Annotated in this window: 7 protein-coding genes; all 7 read left to right on the forward strand. The window is 32.4% G+C overall.

The features are described 5' to 3' along the window. Positions 1 to 164: 164 nt before the first annotated feature. Complete coding sequence (locus F6K22_RS25805; RefSeq protein ID WP_293104606.1) at positions 165 to 863, forward strand: pentapeptide repeat-containing protein; 699 nt, start codon at positions 165 to 167, stop codon at positions 861 to 863. A gap of 910 nt (positions 864 to 1,773) precedes the next feature. Further along, positions 1,774 to 1,878, forward strand: a complete 105-nt coding sequence (locus tag F6K22_RS43150; protein ID WP_375340197.1) for a DUF6888 family protein — start codon at positions 1,774 to 1,776, stop codon at positions 1,876 to 1,878. Further along, positions 1,875 to 2,534 carry a DUF6887 family protein gene (locus tag F6K22_RS25810; protein ID WP_293104609.1) on the forward strand — a complete coding sequence of 220 codons (660 nt, stop codon included), beginning with the start codon at positions 1,875 to 1,877 and terminating at the stop codon, positions 2,532 to 2,534. The genes F6K22_RS43150 and F6K22_RS25810 overlap by 4 nt, the downstream gene beginning before the upstream one ends. Continuing rightward, positions 2,512 to 3,237 carry a hypothetical protein gene (locus tag F6K22_RS25815; protein ID WP_293104612.1) on the forward strand — a complete coding sequence of 242 codons (726 nt, stop codon included), beginning with the start codon at positions 2,512 to 2,514 and terminating at the stop codon, positions 3,235 to 3,237. Before F6K22_RS25810 ends, F6K22_RS25815 begins: the two co-directional genes overlap by 23 nt. Positions 3,238 to 3,943: 706 nt before the next feature. Next, positions 3,944 to 4,864 carry a ribonuclease D gene (locus F6K22_RS25820; RefSeq protein ID WP_293104614.1) on the forward strand — a complete coding sequence of 307 codons (921 nt, stop codon included), beginning with the start codon at positions 3,944 to 3,946 and terminating at the stop codon, positions 4,862 to 4,864. A gap of 257 nt (positions 4,865 to 5,121) precedes the next feature. Beyond that, the gene (locus tag F6K22_RS25825; protein ID WP_293104617.1) at positions 5,122 to 5,736 is read left to right on the forward strand and encodes a CP12 domain-containing protein; all 615 of its coding nucleotides are present in this window, start codon (positions 5,122 to 5,124) and stop codon (positions 5,734 to 5,736) included. Between the two features lie 325 nt (positions 5,737 to 6,061). Continuing rightward, positions 6,062 to 6,925 (forward strand): hypothetical protein (locus F6K22_RS25830; protein ID WP_293104620.1); only part of this gene is annotated, 864 nt, incomplete at its 3' end.

Genomic DNA, 6,925 nt, shown 5'->3' on the forward strand with positions numbered 1-6,925 from the left:
AACTTGTTAATGCTGACTTGAAAAAACTAATTTAGAGGGTTCTTTTTTGGTTAAGTCAGAGTTATCTGGTGTTAGTGTCTGATTGCATAAATTAATCTACTTATTTAACCAAGAAAAAAGCTTCAAACTTACAAAAATAGAGAAAAAAATAATATTACTAACTTTTGCAACTAAACACTAGATTAAGTGGGGCTATTTTATCTGGTGTAAATTTGAGAGGTGCTAACCTAGAAGGTATTAATCTTTGTGGGGCTAATCTTAGTGATATTAATTTGTGTGCTAATCTTAAAAATGCTAATCTTCGTTGGGCTAATTTGAGTCTACTTCGACTGAATGAAGCCTCAACACAAGGCGCTTTTATGAGAGGAGTTAATCTGAGTCAAGCATATTTGATGGAGGTAGATTTACATAGAATGGATTTTAATGGGGTGAATTTTAATTGGGCTAAAATGAAGTTAGCTAACTTGTGTGCTGCAGATTTTACTGCTACCAATTTTAGTGGTGCTAATTTAATTTTTACTAACTTAAAAGAGACAACTATGAATGGCTCTAATCTGAGAAATACGGTATTAATTTATAGTAATTTAAGTGGAGCAGTTTTGACGATAGCTGATTTATCTTATACAGTTTTGACTGATGCTAATTTCACTCAAGCTAATCTTAATTTAGCTGATTTGCATAAAGCTGATTTAAGTGGTGCTTGTTTAGAGGATGCTTATTTATGGAAGGCTGATTTGAGTGAAGCTAATCTTGATGGTGCTGACTTAAGTGGAGCTAGTTTAAGGGGAGCAATTTTGGATGGGGTGGATTTACGAAATACTAATTTAACAGGGGCTATGATGCCAGATGGTAAGGTTTATTAATTAGGAATCAGGAGTCAGAATGAGTAACTTCAATTTCTTGAGTGGGAGAGAAGTAAACATAAGAATAATTAAAATTATAGCAATCATATTTCAGCTGTAGTATTTTAGTATTAATTAGGCTGTAATATTATTTTTAAAATTGGTATAATACAGTTTTAAAAGCGTACCAAAAGCAATAGCTAATAAGTAAATCTTCATATAGCAATCCTATTGAAGAAGTTGTCATATTTTGGTGGTAGTTAGGAGTTAGTTAGGGGAGCCGTCGGGTTAGCAACGTATAGAATTTTCAAGGTTTTCAAATCAAGTTAATTATTATAAAAATTGTCACAACCAATTTAGGTTTGCTATATTGCCAGAAATAAACAAAATTTAAGTCATCTAGGGTATGAGGCGTGAAAATGCACACAGAGAAACAAGGGGTTAATAGTTTGATTTTGTGTCAAAGAATCACACAGATGTATTTACCGAATAATTAATATAGCGTTTCCCAAGCTCGTGAGGTACAGTTATCTTTATTGTTTTATTGTCTTTTTATTCCCAGTTAAGTGTTCCCAGTTAAGTGTTCCCTCAAACCTAAAATTTTGTACCTCACGCTTTTTGGGAATTGCTATAATTAATAATTAAATAATTAAATAATTCGCACCTTGAAGCTTCCCCTTGGATAGGGGAAAAAGCGGTCGTTTGCGTTAGCGTTAGCGAAGCTCCTCTGCAAGAGGCAGCTCCTCTGAAAGAGGCAGCTCCTCTATTAGCGCAGCTCCTCCTGCGGAGGCAAGAGGCAGCATTCCGTAGGATGGGATGGCGAGGTCTCCTCGCTAGCCTCCAATCGACCAAGACAAAAGAAAATATTCCTTATATTCAATTCCGTAACGGTTTTAACCAGAGGTAATTATCCATTATCAATTAATGAACGATTTATTTAGTTAGACTAGATGAAAGAAGCGATGATATTTTCATTCTTGCAGGTGAAGATATCCAAGTTTTAATTGATAGAAATGGTGAGGTAACAATTCTATGAATCATCCTACAAATTTTCAAACTATGAATGAATCAGAATTACGAGCTTATATATTAGCTCATCGAGACAATACCAAGGCGTTTTATGCCTTAGCTGACTGTTTAAAGTCTAAACCAGGCCGTAATTTATCTGAGGGAGATTTAGACCGATTACCTGAAATTTTAGCAGAAATTAAACAAGAGAATCAATACTTATCACAGTTAGATATTAATCTAGAAAATATCAAAAACAAATATCAAATATTAATTCTGCCAAGTAAGATCAATAATTCTCAAGAAGATTTAGAACTTATTGATACAGATGATGCTATATATCTAACCAAATTATTAAAATTAGAACAATTATCTTGTGCTAATTCATATGACCTTGGATTAGAAGCAAAAGTTTCAAATTTGAGAAGCGTAGAAATAAAACTTGGATTAATTTGGATACTTGATAAAGCTTGCATACCTATATTAATAGTTGTAATAGTTCGCCTCATAGGAGACAAAATCTCACAGTCAAACAAAAATAATCAAAATTCTCCACAAATCCAAGCAGAGTTAAAAATATTCGACAATAAGATTGAGTCTGGTTCTGTTAACTATCACGGAGATGTTGATGGATTCCTGAAAGTATTAGAGGGATTTAAAAATGACAAAAAAGAGCAAAAATAATCAAACTGAAGTTTTTCAATATGAAGCTTCAAAATTTGCGGGAATTTGGCTAAAGCTTATGTCAAACAATAAATTATATGAATCTCATTTATTATGTTTAACTTTTATCGAAAAATACAAAAATTATCTCGAAAAGTATCTACAAAAAAATCAAGAAGCTGAATATTATTGTTTACGAAATTTACTTATTTTTTTCAAGGGATTACAAGAAACTTCATTACTCTTAGAATTGACTAAAAATCAAAATTGGTACAAGGATAATACATTAGTTGAAAGAGTTTGGAGTCTAAAATGCGACTCAAAAGAAAGACTTGAGTTTGTTTCTCCTTCTATATCAGGGTTAATAATTGAAAATGCTTTGAAAAAAATTTATCAATTTGAAGAACAATTTAGACAACGGTTTGGAGATGGATTATATCTAAGTCCTGGATTAGTCATAGATAAATATATTTGTAATATTTGTCATCAAGATACTAGAACTTGTATACATATCGCTGGAAAATTATACAAAAGGAAAATTTGTGAATATGAACCTATAGGTATTCAAGTAAATCATTTAGCGATCGTAAAAAATCCTAAAGATATGAGATGTCGATTATGGTCATGGAATATGAAAAAAAATTCTCAAGGAACGTTAACAATCGAGAATTGTTTGTTCTCGACTACTTTTGCTGTTGATGACTTTTTACAACAAGAAAAGTGATATATAGCAATCCTAAATTGGTTGTGAAAATTTTTATGACAGTTGATTTTAACTTAAAACCTTCATTTGACAGCCAAATAGAAGCTTGGTGTTATATAATGTAGCGAGTTAGAAAATGCTCTGAAATTCTTATAATACCAAATCCATGTTAGTGATACCAATTCACTTTAAAAATGTCACAAATAGTTTCAAATTTTAGATGTAAAATAATTTCCTGAAATTACTGTAGCGTTAAGGGAATTCCAAATAAAAAATTATCCCATTAGCTATGAAAATAAGGGAGTAGGGGCATCTATGCGAATCGCCCGTACGGGAGTAGGGAAGAAATTGAAAAAGTAAGGGAGTAGGGAGTAACCAGTTAACGCGATTAGTAGAAAAATTGGGATAATTTATTTTCTGCTATTCCCTAAAGTTCTAAAAAGTTCTAAGTCTGTAAAATATTAATGCATGACTTTTGACTTCCGTGAAACGGTATGAGAAGGTATTTTTTAAAGTTACAGTCATTGCTACATAAGGGATTTGATAATTGAACAAGCCTTCCTTTATACCCGGATTTAGTATGATTCCGTTCCATTATTGCTTGAAAGTTATTTCAGACAATAAAAAGCCAGAGAGGCAAAAACAATATAAGCCAATACTTTTAAGCTTTAATTGCCCCTAGTTGCACGAACCTTCAATCTAGGCCAAATAATTTGAAAATTTCTATATGATTTATTTAACAGATAATAATAGTATTAAAACAGTTATTGAGAAATTGACTCAAACTAATATACTTTGGATTGATACAGAAGTTGCAGATTATAATACCCGTCAACCTAGATTATCTTTAATTCAATTATTAGCCGATCCTCAAGATTTTCTAGGTGACAATGTTTATATTTTTGATATTTTAGAAAAACCTGATTTAACCAACTTTTTTATCGATCGAGTTATGGTTAATCCTGATATTGAGAAGGTATTTCACAATGCTAAGTATGACATTAAATTTCTGGGTAAAAATCAAGCTAAAAATATTACTTGTACTTGGGAAATAGCTAAAAAATTACCTTATTATATTTTGCCAGTATCGAACTTAAAACTGAAGACATTAGCTGAAAAATTAACTAATTTTAAAAACATAGATAAAGAAGTACAAGGAAGTGATTGGGGAAAACGACCACTCACAGAAAAACAACTAGAATATGCAAAAATGGACCCAGTTTACTTAGCTCAAGTACACTTGGCTTTATTAGAGTTAATTCATCAAAATAATACTGAACCTGCTACTGATAATTTAGATGAACTGACTCATAGATATCAAGAAATTTTACATGAATGGAAATTGTTAGATTCAGAAATTTCTCATATACTTGAACGGATAAAATTAGCGATGCAGGCACAGAATATTTCTGAAACTTCGACTTTTAAATTATCATCTGTAGAACGAACTACTCAGAAAGTTAATTTTGCTGAGTTGGCAACTATAGTAAAAAGGCAGGGAATAGATTTGGATTTTCCCATTACTTTAACTCAAAAACTACAAAAAGATTTTGGAAATATTATTAATGAACTTTCCCTAAATACACAGAGTAGTTCTAGTTGGAAATTGACTTTTAAGGGTTTTCCAGATATTACTGACCAAGATTAGTTAGAAAATTAGAACAATTGCAACAATTTTAGGACTTACGCAAAGGTACTATATGTAGAGTGTAAAAACTAGAACGTTATAGTTTATGACGCTATATATATGGTCTGGTGCGTAAGTCCTAAATTTTTAATTATTGGATTTGTTCAATTCGTAGACTAAATAACTATTCTATTCTACTCTTAGTAAATAGCAAAGCTGCTAAATATTGGTGGCTTAAATATAAATAACTAAACACATATTATTGAGGAACAGTCAAGATGATGAAAGCTAAGGATATTATGACCACAGATGTAGAGAAAATTAAGGGTTCGGCGACAGTAGCTGATGCTGTGAAGAAGATGAACGATCTATGTCTGCGTGCTTTAATTGTGGAACGACGTCACGAGCAAGATGCTTATGGTATTGTCACAGAAGCAGATATTGTTTATAAAGTTGCTGCCTATGGGAAAGACCCTAAACAAGTGCGAGTTTATGAAATTATGACTAAGCCTTGTATTGTTGTTAACCCGGATTTAGGTGTGGAATATGTGGCGCGTTTATTTGCTCAGACAGGTATACACCGAGCACCTGTGATTAAAGATACATTGCTTGGTATTATTTCAGTTACAGATATTTTAAGCAAGAGTGATTTTGTGGAAAAACCAAAATCTGTGCTACTTGAAAAGAGAATTGAGGCAGCTATTGAAGAAGCAAGAAGTATTTGTGCACAAAAAGGTGTTACTTCTAGAGAATGTGCAGCAGCATGGGATATTGTGGAGGAGTTACAAGCTGAAGCTGCTCATCAGAAGGCTGAAAGACTTGATAAAACTGCTTTCGATCTTTATTGTGAGGATAATCCAGAAGCTGCTGAAGCAAGAAGTTACGATATTTAGTTTCAGAATTTTACCTGTATATATAAGATTTTTTCTGTTAGCACTGAGAATAATATTCAGTGCTTTTTTTGGCGTTGGCGGAGCCTAGCGGCAGCTATATCGCTAAAAATAGTAATATTTAAGTATAGTGAAATTTTTTTATGTTTTTCTGGTAGTGCTGCATAATAATGCGATAGTTTAGATTTTTTGACTCTCAAAAAAATCTAGGGTATTAGCAGAAATGGTAAATACTATTCTTGGTTTAAGTTGATGAGTCTTTCCTTAATATATAATAGTTGAAAACAAATTCTTATTCATTTAACTTGTAAAGCCTTAAATAATAATAGTGGAAAGCAAAAAGTTATACTTCCCAAAGAAAAATATAGAAACTTTTTGGTCTGGTAGGTCAATGAAGAGAGTCAAAATATTTTTTGTTCTGTGTCTTAGTATGATGGTTGTTTTAATGCAGCCTAAACTTTCTTTAGCTAGTTTTTGGCGCAAAATAGATCCTAGTAGATACATAGGAAAAATATTTAAAAAACCATTTAAAGATGCTGGTAAAGCGTCTACTGAAGCAGCATTAGCAGAATTAAGTAAATTTATTAAAAGTGACATAAACCCCCTTCTTGATGATGTGTTTAAGAAAGTTGATGATGTAGCAGCAAAAAACATTCTTCGCAGTGAAGAAGGAGCTAAAAGACTTATGGAGGATGGAAAAAAAAATATCCTTGAAATTCAAAATGAAGTGGTTGAAGATATCGATCAAATTCTAGAAACAGTGGATGACAAGTATCGTGGTGCTATGCAGGAAACCTTTTCAGAGATTAATCAGGCTCGTGCAGAAGCTCTTATTGATGTCCGCTACACTCTCGGTACAGTAGATCGAGCTGTAGAAGCACGAATTAATCAAATTACTTTAGAAATGATGAGACTTTTGGCCAAAGTTGATGAGATTGTCCAAAAAGCACCAGAGACTCTTTATAATGACTTGTTTTCTCCCACACTCACAAGATTAGAGGAGCTTCAGCAAGATACTTTTAATCAGTTAGATAAACTTCTCGAAAAACTTAATTGCTCTACAGTAGGCACAATTAAAGAGGTAAAATTAGGAATTGAGGCATCAGTAAAAAGTATTCGCCCCTTCTCCTTGCCCTTTTTTCGTACCTCTTGTGAAAAGAAGGTTGGTATTGGTCTTAAAGAAGGTACAGAA

The sequence above is a fragment of the Okeania sp. SIO2F4 genome (assembly GCF_010672385.1).
Lineage (GTDB): Bacteria > Cyanobacteriota > Cyanobacteriia > Cyanobacteriales > Microcoleaceae > Trichodesmium.

Excerpts from the sequence above, each read along its gene's own strand:
- F6K22_RS25810 (WP_293104609.1), top strand. The coding sequence starts at position 1,875 with ATGAATCATCCTACAAATTTTCAAACTATGAATGAATCAGAATTACGA.
- F6K22_RS25820 (WP_293104614.1), top strand. The coding sequence starts at position 3,944 with ATGATTTATTTAACAGATAATAATAGTATTAAAACAGTTATTGAGAAA.
- F6K22_RS25825 (WP_293104617.1), top strand. The coding sequence starts at position 5,122 with ATGATGAAAGCTAAGGATATTATGACCACAGATGTAGAGAAAATTAAG.
- F6K22_RS25815 (WP_293104612.1), top strand. The coding sequence starts at position 2,512 with ATGACAAAAAAGAGCAAAAATAATCAAACTGAAGTTTTTCAATATGAA.